Genomic DNA, 16,771 nt, shown 5'->3' on the forward strand with positions numbered 1-16,771 from the left:
CGTCAGGACACGTCCATGTCGCGGATGGCGAGGAGCTGGAAGGCGTGACGGGGCCAGCGCGTGGCGAAGGGCTCGGTGAGGATGGACAGGCGGCTGCCCAGGCGGAAGGGCCGGATGCTCGGCAGCGCGTAGTCGCCGCGCAGGGGCTTCCAGCCGCTCATGCCGGTGACGCGGTAGCCGCGCAGCTCGAAGTCGTAGACCTCCCAGCCCGAGCGGTGCACCTGGTGGACGTTGTCGTCCCACTCGTCCTGGGGCAGGAAGCCATTGGGCGTGAAGATGATGACGCGCTTGCGCGCCAGCGACTCCATCATCTCCAGCAGCCGGAAGCCGTCTGGCTTGTCGAAGTGCTCGATGACGTCCAGCGCGACGACGGCGTCAAAGCTCTTCGGACCAAAGCGCTGGCCCGCTTCCATCAGGTCCATGCAGTGGTACTCGCGGTGGATGCCCGCGGCCCGGCTGCGCTCGATGCTGGTGGGGTGGCCATCCACGCCCACCGTGTGCGGGAGCAGGTGCGAGAAGCTGTGGAGCGGCGAGCGCGAGCCACAGCCGATGTCCAGCACGCTGTCGCAGGTGCCGACCAGCGCCTCCTTCAAGGTGCGGTGAAGCACCTCGTGCTCTCCCACGAGGACTTCGCGCTTCAGGAACTGGAGGATGTTTCCACCGGGGCGCATGTGGTCGGACCGTAGCCCTGGCGCTTCGGGAAGGGCAACCCTGGCGCGGTGCCCAGGCAGGCGAGCGGGACCTCCCGCCGTGCGGGGAACGCGCGTTGCTTGTAGGCCCTGGGCGCTGTCGGTAGCATTTCCCCTGCCCATGCTGCCCGGAGCGGGCCGCCCCGCCCCATGAACGCGACCGCAGCGCCTGAAGCCACCTCCGTCGAAGTGAAGGCGCGTGCCCTGAAGGGCATGTTCGTCCTGGCGGCCCGGACCGCGGCGTCCCAGGGGCTGCGCGTGGTGAGCGCGCTGTTCCTGTCCCGGCTGCTCTTCCCGTCGGACTACGGTCTGTTCGGAATCGTGTCCTACGCGGCCTCCCTGGGCGTGTTCCTGGGCGACCTGGGCCTGAGCGCGGCGTTGGTCCGCCAGCCGCATGAGCCCACGCGGGATGAGACCTTCACCATCTTCTGGTGCCACCAGGCGCTCACCGCCGTCGTGGTGGCCTCCGTCTGTCTGCTGGCCCCCCAGCTGACGCGAGGCTACGCGCTGGGAGACGGCGCGGTGCCCATGGTGTGGGCGCTGGCGCTGGGGCTGTTCCTGTCCTCGCTGCGCGTGATTCCGTTGATGGCGCTGGAGCGCCAGCTGGCCTTCTCCGTCATCGCCCGCGCGGAGTTGATTGAGAACGTGGTGCAGGTCATCACCACCATCTCCCTGGCGGCGCTGGGCTTCGGCGCGTGGGCGCTGGCGTTGGGCGGGCTGGTGCGCGGCGGGGTGGGGCTGGGGTGCATCTGGTGGGCGTCCCCCTGGCGTCCCCTGGGGCGCTTCCGCGTGGACGTGCTGCGGCGGCTGCTGGGCTTTGGCTTGGCGTTCCAGCTTCCGCCCCTGGTGGCGGCGATGGTGGCGGGCTGGGTGCCGCTGGTGGTGGGGCACGTGCTGGGCAAGGAGGCGGTGGGCCTGGTCAACTGGGCCTGGGCGCTGGCCTCCACGCCGATGATGCTGAGCGTGGTGCTCAACCGCGTGGCCTTCCCCGCCTACTGCCGACTGCAGGATGACCCGGAGGGCTTCGCCGAGTACCTGCGCACGTCGCTGCGCCGGCTGTCCGCGGTGCTGCTGCTCGCCATTCCCCTGGCGGTGCTGGCCGTGCCGGTGGCGGTGCCCCTCTTCTTCGGCGCGCGGTGGCTGCCCGCCGTGGTGCTGGTGCAGTGGTTCAGCATGGAGTGCATCCTCACCACGCTGGTGGGCCTGCTGGCCACGGCGCAGAACGCGGGCGGCAGGCCCTGGGAGCGGCTGGCCGTCGTCGTGGGCGTGGGCGCGGCGAAGTGGGGGCTGGGGACGTGGGCCATCCACCGCTTCGGCCTGGAGGGCATGGGGCCCGTGGGCGTGGGGGTGGGGCTGGCCGAGGTGTGGGTGACGGCGTGGCTGGTGGAGCGGCTCAACCCGTCGATGCGAGGGCTGGCGCGGCAGGTGGTGGAGCCCTTCGTCACCCTGGGGGTGTTGCTGCTGGGCGCGTGTCTGGCGGCGCCGCGGCTGGTGGAGGAGGGTGTGGTGGCGCAGGCGCTGGTGGGCGCGGCGCTGTTCACCATCCTGGTGTGGGGCCGTGAACGGTTGCCGGGAACGCTGCCACTCCTGGGCGAGCTGAGGCAGATTCTCGAATTCGTCCGGGCACGGAGGGCCGCGAGGCCGGCTCCGGTGAGTCCGGCGTCGACGTGAGCGGAAAGCGAGGGGCCCGATGAAGAAGCCCGACCTGGTCATCTCCATCGTCAATCACAGCAATCCGGAGCTGCTGCACGACTGTCTGCGCACGCTGCATGCGACGACGCGCGACAGCTCCTTCGAGGTCTGGATTGTCGACAACGCCACGGGCGGGCGCGGCGTGGACGCCATGCGGCGCGATTTTCCCCAGGTGCGTTGGCTCTTCAACACGGAGCGCAAGGGCTTCTCCGCCAACCACAACCAGGTGCTGCGTCAGGCCCGGGGCCGCCACTTCTGCATCTTCAATGACGACACCATCGTCCACGAGGGCGCCTTCGACGCGCTGGTGCGCTTCATGGATGAGAACCCGCGCGTGGGCATGGCGGGCGCGCGGCTGTTGAACGCGGACGGCACTGTCCAGAACTGCACCTTCCGGCCCATGTCGCTGGCCGGGCAGCTCTTCGACATCGTCTTCCTGCCGCGTCCCCTCCACTTCCTCAAGGCGATGGCCATCGACCCGGCGCAGTACGGCCACGACGAGGCCCGCGTGAGCTGGGTGCTGGGGGCCTGCATCGTGGTGCGCGAGGAGGCGCTCGCGGAGGTGGGCCTGCTCGACGAGCAGATGTCCCCGCTGGGCAACACCGAGGACACCGACTGGTGCGTGCGGGCCTGGAAGGCGGGCTGGGAGGTGGCCTTCTGTCCGGAGGCGGTGATTACGCACCTGACGAGCCGCTCGTTCCGGCCGTCCGACACCGGGGCGGACAAGGTGCGCATCGAGCTGTGGCGCACGCGACTGGCGTACTTCCGCAAGCACCACGGCCGGCTGCACGAGGCGGCCGTGCGGGCCATCCTGGTGGGGACGTTGCCGTACAACTCGGCGGTGCTGACGCAGACGCTGCTGCGCGGGCGCATGAGCCTGCCGGAGTACCGCAAGCAACTGGCCACCTTCCTGGGCATCTCCGAGATGGGCCTGCGCGCCCGCGTGTGACATGCCGCTCTTCTCCGTCATCATCCCCACGTACAACCGGGCGCGGCTCTTGGATGCGGCGCTCGCGTCCGTGTTCGCGCAGGAGGAGCGTGACTTCGAGGTGCTCGTCGTGGATGACGGCTCCACCGACGACACGCTGGAGACGCTGGCCCGCTACGGCGACCGGGTGCGCGTCTTGCGCCAGCGCAACGCGGGCCCTGGCGCCGCGCGCAACCTGGGCATCCAGGAGGCCCGAGGCACCTACGTGGCCTTCCTGGACAGTGACGACCTGTGGTTCCCCTGGACGCTGGCCACGTACCGGCGGGTGCTCGAGGCGGAAGCGGGGACGTCGCTGGTGCTGGGCACGGCGGTGCTGTTCTCCCGGGCCGAGTCCCTGGCGTCCGTGGTCCGCGAGCCGCTCCAGGTGCTGCGCTTCGCGGACTACCTGTCGAGCGCGGAGGACCGGACGCCGCGCACCGCGTGCGTGCTGGCGGTGCGCACCCAGGCGCTGCGGCGCGTGGGCGGCTTCACCTCGCTGCGCATCAGCGGCGAGGACTACGACTTGCTGTACCGGCTGGGCACGGAGCCGGGCTTCGCCTGGGTGCGCGCGCCCTCGGTGGTGGGCTACCGCCAGCACGCGGGCTCCACGTCCACGGCGCTGGAGTCCGGCTACCAGGGCACGCGGTATCAATTGGAGCAGGAGCGCCTGGGGCGCTACCCGGGAGGCACGGCCCGCAGGCGCGAGCGGCTGGAGATGCTGCTCTACAGCCTGCGCCACGTGACGCACTGGTTGTTGTCCCAGCGCCGCGTGGACCTGGCGCTGGACCTGTACCGGCGCGGCCTGCCGCTCCACCTGGCGGCGCCGCGCTGGCGCTACATGCTGGGCTTCCCGCCGTGGGCGCTGGCCACCACCGTGCGCCAGCGCGTGTCGGGCCGCTGACGGCGCGGTTTCAGCGTCCGTGTGGAGCGCCTTTCTAGCGCGCCAGTCGCTCCCTTGCCCTCCCGCCGCCTCCGCCCGGTCCCTGGCGGACTGCGCATCTTCGCTGGGGAGGCGTGCCATGCGGGAAACAAACGCGGTGGGCTCGCGAAGGAAGGCGGCGGAGCGCGACGCCCGGGAGTGCTGGGGCGGCGTCGACCTGGGCGGGACGAAAATCGAGGCCGTGGTGGTGGACCGCGCTGGCGCCGTCCTGGGGACACTGCGCCAGCCCACGCCCGCCGACGGTGAGCCCGGCGACGTGGTGCGCGCCATCCACGACACGCTGGAGGGCGCGGCGCACGCGGCGGGCCTGACGTCCCGTCAGCTCCTGGGGGTGGGCGTGGGCGCGCCCGGCGCGGTGAACGCCAACGAGGGCACGCTGGGACATGTCAGCAACGTGGGCCGGGGTTGGAAGACACCCTACCCGGTGGCGGGGGACCTGGGCGCTCGGGTGGGCCGGCCCGTGGTGCTGGGCAACGACGTCCAGGTGGCGGTGGCGGCGGAGTACCGGCTGGGCGCGGGCCGCGCCTACCGCTCCCTGCTGGGCGTCTGGTGGGGGACGGGCGTGGGCGGCGGGCTGGTGCTGGACGGTGTGCCCTGGCGGGGCCGGGGCGCGGCGGGCGAGGTGGGCCACATGGTGGTGAAGCCGGGCGGGGCCCGCTGTGGTTGTGGCCGGCGCGGCTGCCTGGAGGCCTACGCGGGCCGTGCGTCCATGGAGCGCCGGGCGCACAAGGCCGTGCGCCAGGGCGAGACGACGGTCCTCTTCGATTTGATGCGGAAGCGGGGCCGCACCCGGTTGACCAGCAGCGTCTGGGCCGGGGCGCTGGCGCGGGAGGACACGCTGGCCACCTGGCTCATCGGCCGCGCGGTGCGGATGCTGGGCGCGGGGCTGGCCTCCGCCATCAACCTGCTGGACGTGGAGGCCGTCGTCCTGGGCGGAGGTCTGGGCACGCGGCTGGGCCCCGAGTTCGCCGGCCGCATCCACGAGGCCATGCGCCCGCACCTCTTCGTCCCCGAGCGTCAGCCGCCCGTGCGTGTCGCGGAACTGGGAGAACTTTCCGGTGCCATTGGCGCCGCGCTGCTGGCCCAGCCGCCCATGAAGTGAGCCGCGGGACACGAGGCCTGGGGCGCTCCGCTGGACGCCCGCCCACACGCAGCGTGGCAGGCTGCGGAAACCCCGACCCCAGGCGCATGGAATGCCCGGGGGCCTGTCAGGTAGGCTCCGCGCCTTCCCGCTCCCTGGTCGACTACTGGAGGCACCTGTCGTTGGCACTCCGCACACGGATTCCCCAGACTTTGTTCTTCCAGCAGCCGCCCTCCAACCTGTGGCCGCTGGTGGGCGTCATCCTGGCCTCGGCGGTGCTCGTCGGGGCCATGGAGCTGACCATCGCCGTCTTCTCGTCCGCCGGACTGGAGGGCATCACCCAGCGCAACACCTACTCCATGCTCCTCAGCGTGGGGGTCATCTCCGCGGTGACGGGCCTGCTGTGGGCGGTGACGAACCGGGTGGGAATCTCGGGGGCCCTGGTGGCGGCGGCGATGCTCTTCACCGTCACCCTGCACATCCGGAAGGTGCAGCTCATCGACCGGCCGCTGATGCCCTGGGACTTCCTGGAGTGGCGGCAGGTGACGTCGCTGGCGCCCACGCTGCTGCCCGGCGGCGGCGCGGTGGCGGCCATCGGTTCGTGCCTGCTGCTGGTGGCCATGCTCGCCGTCATGTGGCGCGCGGTGGCGCGCGGCACGCCCCGGTACCCGTTGCCCAAGTCCGGACGCCGCAACCTGGCGCTGGCGGCGGTGGCGTACCTGCTGGTCATCATCTTCCAGCAGCACCTGCCCGTGCGGCGTGTCTTCAACCGCTTCGGCATCTACGACCAGGTGTGGGACCAGCGCTCCAACTTCCAGATGAACGGGCTCACGCTGATGATGCTCTGGAACTGGGAGGGGCTGCGGCTGAAGCCGGGCAGTGAGTACTCCCAGGCGCAGGTGCACGCGGCGCTGGGCGTCCCTCCGGGGGTGGTGCCCACCGCGCCCCAGGAGCCCGTCGACGTCGTCGTCTTCATGGCCGAATCGCTCTGGGACCCGACGCGGCTGGGCATCCCCTTCAGCGAGGACCCGCTGCCCTTCGTGCGGTCGCTCATGGGGGGCCACAGCTCGGGCAACCTCATCAGCCCCGCCTTCGGCGGCGGCACGGCCAACGCGGAGTTCGAGCTCCTGACGGGCATGTCCTCGTCGTTCGCCCCGGATGGCGCGTTTCCCTACCAGCACTACGTGCTCCGGCCCGTGGACGCGCTGCCGTCGCTGTTCCGCCGCGCGGGCTACCAGACGGTGGCCATCCACCCGTTCCACTCCTTCTACTGGAGCCGCGACGTGGTGTACCCGCTCCTGGGCTTCGACACGTTCCAGTCGCTCATGGACTTCCCGTCGCCCCGGCTCGAAGGGCCCTGGGTGTCGGACGAGGAGGTCGTCGACCACATCCTCCACGAGCTCTCCGACGAGCGTCAGCCGCGCTTCATCATGGCCGTGACGATGTCCACCCACGGGCCCTACAACCTGCCGCTCACCGGAGAAGAGCGCATCGAGGTGCAGGGTGAGAAGCTCTCGCCGGACAACCGGCTGCTCTTGAAGAACTACGTGCACAAGCTGCGGCAGATGGACACGGCCGTGGAGCGGCTGGTGCGCCGGCTGGAGGCGCGCGAGCGCAAGACGCTGCTGGTGCTCTTCGGGGACCACCTGCCGATGCTGGGCTCGGACTACGCGACCTATCGCGAGGCCGGCTACTTCCAGGAGCCGTGGACGGACGCGCAGCGCGAGCGCATGGCGGAGGTCCCCGTCGTCCTCTGGACGAACTTCCCCGTGCCCCGGCAGGACATCCACCTGAGCATCAGCATGCTCACCCCGCGCATCCTCGAGACGGCGGGGCTGCGGCCTCCGGGGTTCTTCGCCTTCGTCTCCGAATTGTCCAAGGTGCTGCCCGTCGTCCGCGGAGACCTGCTGCGCAACGCCGCCGGCGAATACCTGCCTGCGGGCGACAAGGTCCCCACGGCGCGGGAGCCGGGCTCGTGGGAGGACTGGATGCGGCGCTACCGCCTGCTCACGTATGACCGGCTGGCGGGCGACAACTTCAGCGCGGCCCAGCCGGCCGGGGCGGTGTCTCAGGAAGCGCTGTGACGGGGGCCGCCGGACGCCGCGCCCACGCGGGGAGCCTGTCCTTGCGCCGCAGGGCGGGCTGCTCCACCCACCGCCACGACAGCGCCGCGAGCAGCAGCACGCAGGGGAGCGCCACCGCCGCGTTCACCCACCACGCCGTGCGTCCGCCCAGCAGCGCGGAGACGGTCTGCTGCACGGGGAAGGCGTAGAGGTAGACGCCGTAGGACAGGTCCCCCCGGCGTCCGAAGTCCGCCAGCGCCCCCAGGGGCCGGAAGGCGAGGTACAGCACGACGTACCCCCCCAGCAGGCCGGTGGCGATTCTGCAGCCGTACCCGAGCCGGGCCGTGACGAGCCACCCCACCACGCACGCCGCCGCCACCCAGGGGCTCATGCGCACGTGCGCGCGCCACTGGTACAGCGCCACGCCGCCGCCGAAGTACAGGTACAGCTCCGGCCAGAAGCCCAGCCGTCCGGTGACGAAGGTGGCCACCGCCGCGCCCACGAAGCCGAGGATGACCACGCCCCTGCGCAAGAGGCCCGTCAGGCCCAGGCCCAGCGTCAGCAGGTAGAAGCCGACCTCGTACTTCAGCGTCCACAGCGAGCCGTTGACGGCGTGGGGGTAGGCGTTCGCCTCGAAGACGCCCGGCAGGTGCCACTGGGGCCAGTTCAGGGCGAAGTTCCCCAGCAGGTACAGGGCCGTGTCCGGGGCCGTGAGGTAGTCGCCCAGGGGCAGGCGGGTGAAGGCCAATCCCAGCACCCCCACCGTCAGCAGCAGCATGGCGCCCAGCCCGGGGAAGATGCGCAGCACCCGGGCCCAGATGAAGCGCGCCGCGTCGGGCGTCCGCTCCCAACTGCGGGTGATGAGCACGCCGCTGATGATGAGGAACACCGCGACGCCCAGCCGCCCCAGGGAGAGCTGTCCCCGGGTGAAGGACTCCAGCGGCTCCACCGTCCCCTTGCCCTCGCCCAGCGGGAAGGCATGGCTGAACAGCACGCCCGCCGCCGCGGCGAAGCGCAGGAAGTCCAGGTTGTTGCGGCGCGAGTCGAGGCGCGTCTGCAACGTGGGAGCGGAATGCGGGGACATGGGGGCGGAAAACGGTGGCATTGTGGCCCACGCCGCACACCCATGAAAAGCAGGCAGGAGAGGGCCGCCTTCATTCCCATGCGCGTCTTGCTTGGTATCCACCACCCCCTGAACCCGGACATGGGGGCGCCGGGGGTGACGCTCGCGCTGGGGCAGGCGCTGGCGGCGCGGGGCTGCCAGGTGGACTACTTCAGCTACGACGACGCCTATCCCGGCCTGCGGCACCACACCACGGTGCACGAGCTGCGCTTCCCGTGGAAGCTGACCGCGCACCTGCTGCGGGCCGCGGGCCGGTACGACGTGCTGGACATCACCACCGGGGATGCGTGGCCCTGGATGCGCCTGGGCCGTCCGGGAGCGCGGGCCCGTCATGCCCTGGTGACGCGCAGCCACGGCCTGGAGCACACCTTCTCCGAGCGGCTGCGCGCGGACGCCCGTGCGGGGCACCTGACGCTGAGCTGGAAGTACCCGCTGTACCACGGCGGCTACCGCCTCTGGGAGGTGCGCCAGTCCCTGTTGCGCGCGGACCATGCGGTGCTGCTCAACACGGGGGATTCCGCCTACGCGACGGAGCGGCTGGGCGTGCCGGCCCGTCAGGTGAGCGTCATTCCCCATGGGCTGGATGTGGCCTTCCAGGGACTGCCGCCGCCCACGCCTTCCGCGCCCGGGGCGCCGCTGCGGGTGGCGTGCGTGGGGAGCTGGCTGGCGCTCAAGGGGCGCGCGGAGATGGTGGCCGCCGCCACCCGCCTGCACGCCGATGGGGTGTCCTTCACGCTGACGTTGTACGGCACGGGCAACCCGGAGGCGGAGGTGCTGGCGGCGTTCCCGGCGGGAGCGCGCGAGCGTGTGCGCGTGGTGTCGCGCTATCCACGCGCCGGGCTGCCGCGCCTGCTGCTGGACGAAGAGGTGCTGTTCTTCCCCAGTCACTCAGAGGGCTTTGGGATGGCGCTGGTGGAGTCGATGGCCAGCGGGCTCGCGCCGGTGTCGACGCCGGTGGGCGTGGCGCCCCAGGTCGTGCGTGACGGCGAGACGGGGCGGCTTGTGCCCATGGGAGACGTTGACGCACAGGTGGCGGCGCTGCGCTCGCTGGCGGAGGACCGCGCTCGCCTGCTCTGGTTGCGTGAAGCCGCGCAGGCGGCGGTGCGGGACATGACGTGGCGGGACATCGCCGCGCGCACGTCAATCCTTTACGAGACGCTTCTCCGCTCGCGGCGGACCGTCTAGAAGGGGCGCCTGCCCGGTTGGACGACAGGCGGACGCAAGGGCCCATTGCTTCACACTCCTATCGCACTCCAGCGTTCATTGACGCGTGGAGCCACCGGCCGCCACGATGTGCGGACGGTGCGCGCCCCATGATTACGCTCTTCGTCGCCTTCTTCGTCGCGCTGCTGGTGGCGCTGGCGCTGACGCGGCTGGTGCGTGACCGGGCCATGGCGTGGGGGTGGCTGGACCAGGCGAACTCCAGCCGGAAGGTCCATGTCCGGCCGATTCCCCGGCTGGGCGGGGTGGGCATCGTCGGTGGGTTCTTCGCGCCGTTGTGCGCGTTGTTCCTGGTGGACTCCGGCGTGGGGTACCACTTCCGCTCCCACACGGAGCTGGTGGCGGGCCTGTTCCTGGGCGGCGCGGCGATTGTGGCGTTGGGGCTCTACGACGACCTGCGGGGCGCGGGCGCCCGGCTGAAGTTCGCCGTCCAGTTCGCGGTGGCGTTCGGCCTGTATGCCATGGGATTCCGAATCGACGTCATCGCCAACCCGTTCGGCCCGGAGCTGGTGTTGGGCGCCTTGAGTCTGCCTTTCACCGTGTTGTGGGTGGTGGGCGTGGTCAACGCGCTCAACCTCATCGACGGGCTGGATGGGCTGGCGGGCGGCGTGGCCTTCTTCGGCGTCGGCACCAACTTCATCCTCGCCCTGTCGCGAGGAGACGTGCTGCTGGCGCTGCTGATGGCGGCGCTGGCGGGCGCCATCCTCGGGTTCCTGGTGTTCAACTTCAACCCGGCCTCCATCTTCATGGGAGACACCGGGAGCATGTTCCTGGGCTTCGTGCTGGCCGCGGTGTCCATCCAGACGAGCACCAAGAGCGGCACGGCGGTGGCCATGCTGGTACCGGTGATGGCGCTGGGGCTGCCCATCATGGACACGCTGCTGGCCATGGTGCGGCGCTCGCTGCTGGGGCGGCCGATGTTCAGCGCCGACCGGGAGCACATCCATCACCGGTTGATGAGCCACCTGGTGCTCAGCCACCGCGCCACCGTGCTGGTGCTGTATGGCCTGTGCGGCCTCTTCATGTTGGTGGCGCTGGCGCTGAACTTCGCCAACAGCGCGCAGAGCGCGATGCTGCTGTGTGGCATGGGCGTGCTCATCGTGCTGCTGATGCGGCGGCTGGGCTACCTGGACCTGGGCCGCGCCAGGGATGTGCACCAGGTGCGGCAGCGCAACCTGTGGCTGCGGACCCTGGTGAAGGATGTCACCCGCGCGGTGCGCGCGGCGCCTTCGCTGGAGGGGGTGTGGAACGCGGTGCGCCCGCTGGCGGATGCCATGGGCCTGTCGCGCCAGGAGCTGCGCTTCCAGTGCATCCGGCCCACGGGGCTCGCGGACAACATCGTCTTTGAAGCCCAGCGGCTCGCGGGCTCGGGGATGCCGTTCGAGGTCAGCATCGCCATCAAGGTTGAAGGCGAGGTGCTGGGCGCGATGCTGCTGGTGTGGCGGGATGGCCGGGCCGCCATCAACCGCGATGAGGAGCTGGCGCTGGAGCAGGTGGCGGACGCGGTGGGGGAGAGCGCCGAGCGGCTCCAGCCGCGGGTCGACGCCGAGCCCGGGCGCCTGGTCGCGCTGAGGAAGTGATGGCCGACGGGCACGCCGCGCCGCGCCCGCGGCAGGAGCGCCTGACGCCCGTGGGCGCGAGCGCGCTCCTGGCCCTGCTGCGTGCGTGGCCTGACGCCCCCTCAAGTGCGCCGCCGGAAGGCGGGGACGCGGAGGCGCTGGTGCGCGCGGCGGTGCGCCACGGGCTGGTGGGCTTCGTGGCGCACGCGGTGGAGCGGGCGGGCTGGGCGCTGCCCGAGCCCGCGAGTGCGTCCCTGCGCCGGGAGTCCCTGGGGAACGCGGCGCGGGCCCTGCGGGTGAAGGCGCTGCTCTTGCGAAGCCTGGACGCGCTGGCGACGGTGGGGCAGGTGCCGGTGCTGCTGAAGGGATACGGGCTGGCGCTGCGGCTGTATCCGGACCCGTTGCAGCGAGCCACCACGGACGTGGACCTGCTGGTGGCGCGCGCGGACGTCGGTGCCGCGGTGCAGGCGCTCGCTCGCGTGGGCCTGTCCGCGCGGCGGGACGATGGCGCCCGTCACGGCGACGAGGACTCCCACCACCTGGAGCTCGCGGGGCCCGCGGGCCTGGTGGAGCTTCACTACCGCGCGCTCGCGGGCTGGGGCGAGGCCCTGGAGGGCGACGCGCTGCTGGCGCGGGCGGAGGCGGGGACGGTGGATGGGCGGGCCGTGCGCTGGCTGCGGCCCGAGGACGAGGCGGTGTACCTGGCCCTGCACGCGAGCAACCACGCGTTGCAGCGGCTGGCGTGGCTGTTCGACTTGAAGCTGCTGGCGCTGGCGGGCGCGGGGCTGGACTGGCGGACCGTGGTTGCGCGCGCCCAGGACACGGCCTTTCCGCACGCCGTCTGGTACGCGTGGGACGCGGCGCGGCGGCTGCTGGCCGCGCCAGTGCCGGATTCGGTGCTGGAGTCGCTGGAGCCGCCTCGTTGGCAGCAACTCCTGGCGCGGCGCTTCTTCTCCCCCGAGCGACTGCTGGCCGCGACGTTGCTGGACAGCCGCCCCGCGTGGATGGCGGCGAAGGTGCTGCTGGCGCCACGGCTGGGCTCCGTGGCGCGGTATGGCGCGCGCCGCGTGCGCAACGCCGTGCGAGCCAGGCTGCGCGGTCCGCGCTGAGCAGCGTCCCCGGGCCGCGCCAGGGCGAGTCACCCAGGGCTGCGCACCGGCGATGCACAGCCGGGCAGGGCTGGCTCGCTTCATCATGCCACCAGGACAGCCGCCTTCTTTGGTAGGGTCCCCCGCGGAGAACCCACCGTGCACCGACTGGTTGTCATTCTCGTCCTGCTGATGGGCATCGCCGCCCCAGCGCAATCCCTCCCTTCCGCGCGCGAACGGCACGAGCGGCGCATGGTGCTGTCGGGGAACTCCACGGCGCCATTGCCAGAGCTGCGCATCGCCGCTGGCCTGGCGACGCTGCTCTTCTTTGACGCGCCCCTCGACCGAGGCGCCTTGGAGTTGGAGGGGCGCTCCCGGTTTCGTCTGGTGGACGTGGGCGAGCGAGTCCTGGCGTTGGAGCCCCTGGAGGACCTGGGCGCGGGGGAGCGGCTGGTGCTCCGGGTGCGCTATTCGGATGGGGGCGCTCCGGAGCAGGGGGTCTTCGCCCTCGTGTCTCATGCGTCGGAGGTGGACGCGCGCGTGGAGGTCTTCCGGCGGCGGGACTCCGTCGAGGCGCTGCGGGCGGAGCTGGCGGACGCACGAGCCCAGTTGGCCGAGCAGACGCGGGAGCTGCGCGCGCTGCGGGCGCGGGGAGCGGCCAGCGGCCCGATTGGGCTCGTGATGGAGGGGCTCGTGGATGCTTCCGGCGTGCAGGGGCGCTGGCTCACGGGTGTCGCCGGGGCGACGGGTACGGCGGGGCTGTTCATGGAGGGGGGCAAGGCGTTCCAGGCCAGCTCCTGGACCGTGGTCTCTCTCATCGTGCGCAATGGAGGCGTGGGGCCCTGGACGGCGGCCAGCGCGAGGTTTCGCAGCGCCGCGAGTGGCGCGCGCATGGAGGCGGTCTCCGTTCGGATGCGGGAGCCAGCGATTGCGCCAGGCGCGAAGGGGCAGGTCTTCATCGAGGCGAGGGCATTCTCCGCGAGGGACGGGGAGGTGTTCCAGTTGGAGGTCGGAGACGGCGCCGAGCGGGAGCGGGTGCTCTCGTTCAAGGTGACATTGAAAGCGAGGGCTGAATGATGGCCATGGCCCACCCGGCGCACTTCCAGCCCGGGCAGATGGTGGACGGGTGGCGCGTGGTGCGGCTGCTGGGCGCGGGCACCTACGGCGCTGTCTACCAGGTGGAAAAAGACGGACGGCACTTCGCGATGAAGCTCGCCATGCACCGCGCCAGCAGCGGGGACGCCGCGCAGGCGGACGCGCGGCTGAAGCGGGAGCTCAGGTGTCTGGTTCACCTGGAGCACGCCAACATCATCGCGTCCCGCGCGTATGGCCGGTGGCCAGACCTTGTCACGGGCTGGCTCTATGTCGTGCTCGACCTCGTGGAGGGGTACACCCTGGCCGAGTGGGTGGAGCGCGTGCACCCCACGGCGCGGGAGGTGGTTCGCGTCTTCAGCAAGCTCGCGGGCGCCTTGGACTACATGCACGGCCGGGGTGTCTTCCACCGTGACCTGAAGCTGGGCAACATCATGGTGCGCGCGTCGGACGGCGAGCCGTTCATCCTCGACTTCAGCGCGGGTGACTACACGAACGCCGAGGACCTGACGGACGCGCCGCTGCCGCCGGGGACCCGGCGCTACCGCTCACCCGAGGCCTCACGCTTCCTGCGGGAGAGCGGTGACGACCGCAACGCGCGCTATACGTTCAAGGTGACGGACGACGTCTATGCGCTGGGCGTTTGCCTCTTCGACGTGCTGACCGCGCCCGAGGCCACGCGCGGCGCGTTCAAGGCGCCCGTCGAGGGACGGCTGATGCCGCCCCCTGCCCGGGACTTGAATCCCCGGGTGCCGCCGGCCTTGAGCGACACGGCCATGAGCTTCATCGCCCGCCGCGCGGAGCACCGGCCTCCGACGGCGGAGGCGATGCGGCGCATGCTGGCGTCCTTGGCGGGGGAGGAGGGGCCTGCGTGGACCATGCCCCTGCATCCCCCCGCGACGAAGCCGCGGCTCGACCCGGCGACGGACAGCGAGGAGGCCGCGCGGCCTCGCCCGTCCCGGCGCGGGCGTGCCCGCGTTGGGGGCGCCCTGTTGCTCATCACGGGGTTGCTTGGCGCACTGGCCTATTCCCTGGTCCGCTGGGCCCCTCCCTCCACCGGCGCTCCGGCTCGCGCAACTGCGCTCGCCTCTGGCGCCAGCAGGGACGCGGGGGCCGTGGCGCGGCTGGTGGGTGCGCCGCTGCCTCACTCACCCATGGAGGACGCGGGTGTGCTGTCTCAGGGCGCCGCGCCACCTCCGATGCCCGCTCATTCATCCGCTGGGGTAGCGTTGCCGCCTCAAGCTCCCGTCCAGAAGGAAAGCCCCTCCGTGAAGCGTGCCCCCCCCATTGCCAGTCCGTCTGCTCCCCCAGCCAGAAAGGTGGTTTCCCCGCGCGCGAGCGGAGCGGAGTTCCTCACGAAGTGCGCGGCCGCGAGCGCCGCCGTGGCGTTGCAGTTGGGGTGCCCAGGTAGCGCTCAGGTGAGGCCCACCTCGGGCGAATGTCCCGTCGAAGCGCAGCAGGCCATGCGGGCGCGCGGCGTGAGAAAGAGCGGCAGTGTCAATCTTCAACTCGGTGTTCGCCGGGTGATTACGTACGGCACGTGGACCTACGGCGATGGCCCCATCCGCAGCCTCGTCATCGATGGAGACCGGGGCATGCCCGAGGGGACGATTCTCTACGGGCAGGTCTGGACGGACGACGGGCGGTTCTATGCGCGCTACACCCAGGCGGAGTATTCGGATGGGACCATCATTCCCGTGTGCTTCGTGATTGGCGACGAAGGGTCGGTGGAGGGGGCCCCGGGCTCGAAGCCGGGAGCCGTCAAATTCAATTATACCTATCCCGCCTACAGCGTCTGGTCACGCTGGCCCTGAGCCCGCTCCTGTAAAAGTGATTTACGTTCCGGTGATGTCCACGGACTCACCGTGAAGGCAGGCGCGCGGCGCTGGCGACCCGTGGCGTCATTCACACGGGAGGAAGAGGGCGTTAGCTTTCCGTCTGTCTTTGCGAGGCCTCGCTCGCAACGGCGTCAAGGAGCCCCCTTCATGTCCAATGTCGATGACCCTCGGCCCACCGAGGGAGCGGTCCTCTTTCGCGCGGGGGACACCGCCTACGAGTTCCTCCAGTCACTTGGGACGGGCCGCAATGGCGAGCGGGTGATGCTCGCGCTTGCCCGGACCCCCGCCGGCATCCAGGGCAAGGTGGTGTTGAAGTGCGTGGTCCTGCCAGAGCGGAAGTTCTCGGAGCAATACCCGTGCGCCCGTGCTCGCCTGGAGGAGGAGGTGCGGCTGGCGCGGTTCCTCCAGCACCCCAATATCGCCCGCGTCCATGGCCTCTTCGAGATGCGGTACGGCCTGTGTGCCGTCATGGAGTGCGTGGAGGGCCTCAGCCTGGACGCGCTGCTCTCCATTGCCCAGGCGCGTGGACGCTACTTCTCCGAGGCCTTCGTCCTGTATGTGTTCGCGGAGGTGGCGGCGGCGCTGGCCCACGCGCACTCGCGCACGGATGACGCGGGTGCTCCGCTGAGCATCGTGAACCGGGATGTCAATCCTTCACGCATCCGGCTGCGTCCGAGGGGCGCCGTCGCGCTGACGGACTTCGGCGTGGCCTTCTCGCGCCTGGCTGGGCGCATCGCCACGTCATTGCCGCGTCCCAGGGGGGAAGCCCTCTATGCTCCGCCGGAGGCGTTCCTGGGCGCGCGGGTGGATGCGCGAGGGGACCTGTTCTCGCTCGGCTTGACGATGCTGGAGTTCGCCACTGGCAGGCATCTGTACGACCCGGGCGACCTGAGGATTCCAGAGGCGGAGCTGCGCCTCACCACGGAGGAGCACCGGCGCGTCCTGGACGCCTCCATCCTGGCCATGGAGACGGGCCTGCCATCCTTCATGGAGGATGCCCTCTGGTGTGCCATGGCGTACCGGCCGGGGGACCTCGCCCGCGCCTCGGCCGGTGTGTCCCAGCCGTTGCGCGCCATCCTTCACAAGCTGCTGCGCCGCAGGCCCTCGGACCGCTTCGAGTCGGCGGCCGAACTGGAGGCGGCACTGCGCGCGCGCCTTTCGGAGCTGGCGCCCTTCGGCCCGGCCGATGCGGTGAAGGAAGTCCAGCAGGCGCTGCTCGATGCGGGGGCCGCGCTGGAGGAGTTTGACCTGCTGGAAGACGAAGGCGGCTTCGTCCCGGCGGGCTGGCGCGAGCACCCGGACCCTGTCGAGACGCGCCCCGGAGGCCGCTGTGAGGACGAGGTGACGACGGCGCCTGGTGCCGGTGCGCGTCGGGCAGTGAAGGCGCCGCCGACCGCCTGACGGCGGCATTCCCATCC

The 16,771-nt window shown here is 71.2% G+C and carries 13 protein-coding genes; 11 read left to right on the plus strand and 2 right to left on the minus strand.

Annotated elements, in window-relative coordinates; genetic code table 11:
* Positions 1-2: 2 nt before the first annotated feature.
* Positions 3-671, minus strand: coding sequence for a class I SAM-dependent methyltransferase (locus KGD87_RS32100; RefSeq protein WP_284664758.1), 669 nt, complete (start codon positions 669-671; stop codon positions 3-5).
* Between the two features lie 168 nt (positions 672-839).
* Between KGD87_RS32100 and KGD87_RS32105 the strand changes: the two genes are divergently transcribed.
* From KGD87_RS32105 to KGD87_RS32125, 5 genes are all read left to right on the plus strand, one after another.
* Positions 840-2,360 carry an oligosaccharide flippase family protein gene (locus tag KGD87_RS32105; protein ID WP_284664759.1) on the plus strand — a complete coding sequence of 507 codons (1,521 nt, stop codon included), beginning with the start codon at positions 840-842 and terminating at the stop codon, positions 2,358-2,360.
* Positions 2,361-2,379: 19 nt separating this feature from the next.
* A complete protein-coding gene (locus tag KGD87_RS32110) occupies positions 2,380-3,330 on the plus strand; it encodes a glycosyltransferase family 2 protein (protein WP_284664760.1) in 951 nt (316 codons plus the stop codon).
* A gap of 1 nt (position 3,331) precedes the next feature.
* Positions 3,332-4,249, plus strand: a complete 918-nt coding sequence (locus tag KGD87_RS32115) for a glycosyltransferase family 2 protein (protein WP_284664761.1) — start codon at positions 3,332-3,334, stop codon at positions 4,247-4,249.
* Positions 4,250-4,367: 118 nt separating this feature from the next.
* Positions 4,368-5,390: an ROK family protein gene (locus KGD87_RS32120; protein WP_284664762.1), complete on the plus strand. Its 1,023-nt coding sequence runs from the start codon at positions 4,368-4,370 to the stop codon at positions 5,388-5,390.
* Between the two features lie 161 nt (positions 5,391-5,551).
* Positions 5,552-7,453: an LTA synthase family protein gene (locus tag KGD87_RS32125; protein ID WP_284664763.1), complete on the plus strand. Its 1,902-nt coding sequence runs from the start codon at positions 5,552-5,554 to the stop codon at positions 7,451-7,453.
* Here the strand turns inward: KGD87_RS32125 and KGD87_RS32130 are convergent.
* A complete protein-coding gene (locus KGD87_RS32130; protein ID WP_502887976.1) occupies positions 7,407-8,516 on the minus strand; it encodes an acyltransferase family protein in 1,110 nt (369 codons plus the stop codon). The two genes, KGD87_RS32125 and KGD87_RS32130, sit on opposite strands and share 47 nt — an antisense overlap.
* Positions 8,517-8,594: 78 nt before the next feature.
* Between KGD87_RS32130 and KGD87_RS32135 the strand changes: the two genes are divergently transcribed.
* From KGD87_RS32135 to KGD87_RS32160, 6 genes are all read left to right on the plus strand, one after another.
* Positions 8,595-9,740 (plus strand): glycosyltransferase family 4 protein, encoded by a 1,146-nt coding sequence (locus KGD87_RS32135; RefSeq protein WP_284664765.1) that lies wholly within the window; start codon positions 8,595-8,597, stop codon positions 9,738-9,740.
* Between the two features lie 128 nt (positions 9,741-9,868).
* Positions 9,869-11,356, plus strand: coding sequence for an MraY family glycosyltransferase (locus KGD87_RS32140; RefSeq protein ID WP_284664766.1), 1,488 nt, complete (start codon positions 9,869-9,871; stop codon positions 11,354-11,356).
* On the plus strand, positions 11,356-12,444 hold the full coding sequence (locus KGD87_RS32145) for a nucleotidyltransferase family protein (RefSeq protein WP_284664767.1): 1,089 nt from the start codon (positions 11,356-11,358) through the stop codon (positions 12,442-12,444). The genes KGD87_RS32140 and KGD87_RS32145 overlap by 1 nt, the downstream gene beginning before the upstream one ends.
* A 138-nt stretch (positions 12,445-12,582) precedes the next feature.
* Positions 12,583-13,500, plus strand: coding sequence for a DUF2381 family protein (locus KGD87_RS32150; protein ID WP_284664768.1), 918 nt, complete (start codon positions 12,583-12,585; stop codon positions 13,498-13,500).
* Positions 13,497-15,329, plus strand: coding sequence for a serine/threonine protein kinase (locus KGD87_RS32155; protein ID WP_284664769.1), 1,833 nt, complete (start codon positions 13,497-13,499; stop codon positions 15,327-15,329). The genes KGD87_RS32150 and KGD87_RS32155 overlap by 4 nt, the downstream gene beginning before the upstream one ends.
* 171 nt (positions 15,330-15,500) lie before the next feature.
* Positions 15,501-16,754 carry a serine/threonine protein kinase gene (locus KGD87_RS32160; RefSeq protein ID WP_284664770.1) on the plus strand — a complete coding sequence of 418 codons (1,254 nt, stop codon included), beginning with the start codon at positions 15,501-15,503 and terminating at the stop codon, positions 16,752-16,754.
* Positions 16,755-16,771: the final 17 nt, after the last annotated feature.

The organism is Myxococcus sp. SDU36 (assembly GCF_030168875.1).
GTDB classification, from domain to species: domain Bacteria; phylum Myxococcota; class Myxococcia; order Myxococcales; family Myxococcaceae; genus Myxococcus; species Myxococcus vastator.